1 protein-coding gene and 1 pseudogene are annotated in these 655 nt (G+C 59.2%); one reads left to right on the top strand and one right to left on the bottom strand.

What is annotated here, in order from left to right:
- Positions 1-140, bottom strand: a 140-nt coding sequence (locus tag A9976_RS10185; protein WP_183018907.1) for a LacI family DNA-binding transcriptional regulator, incomplete at its 3' end; no start/stop codon positions are given.
- Positions 141-461: 321 nt separating this feature from the next.
- On the opposite strand from A9976_RS10185, the pseudogene A9976_RS10190 reads away from it, so the two are divergent.
- Positions 462-655, top strand: a pseudogene (locus tag A9976_RS10190) (amidase); the annotation flags it as partial.

Below are 655 nucleotides of genomic sequence, written 5' to 3' on the forward strand. Positions count from 1 at the left end.
GCCACGTTGCGGATGTGCGCCAGCGTGTCGGGATGGACGATGTCCGGCTGGTTGAACGCGCGCGAAACCGTCGCCGGGGATACCCCGGCCTTGCGGGCCACTTCGATGATTGAAAAGCGGGGCGACGGGCGCGTTGCCATATCTATATTGCTGTCTGTTTACTGAAAACGATTTCATCTTACAAGACAAATATGACCTTTGTATTGCACGGGTTTGCGCTATGCTGATAACGACGCAACAACACAAAGCCATGGCGCGGCACAGTCGGATTACCCGGGAAAACATGATGTTTTCGGTGTTTTTCCTAATTGACGCGGCGCGCACAATGGCTGGGATCGGTCCGCTGGAACTCGTGGCAAATAGGTCACGGGATCAGCAAGGGCAGACCCTCGGTCAAGGGGACCGGGTGCGTAGTTCAGCTGCCGCGCGTGATGCGCGACTCCGGTAAAGAGGAAAGGATCATGTCTACTGCCTTAAACAGACTTGGCGCGCTTGAAGCCGCGCACAAGCTGCAACGGCGCGAATTGACCGCGGTGCAACTGGTGCGGGCCTGCTTCGCCCGTATCGAGCAACGCGAAAACACCATCCACGCCTGGACGGCGCTGCAGAAGCAGGCGGCGCTGGACCATGCGGCCGTCCTGGACGGCGGCGCGCT

This window comes from Delftia sp. UME58 (assembly GCF_014170385.1).
GTDB lineage: Bacteria > Pseudomonadota > Gammaproteobacteria > Burkholderiales > Burkholderiaceae_C > Comamonas > Comamonas acidovorans.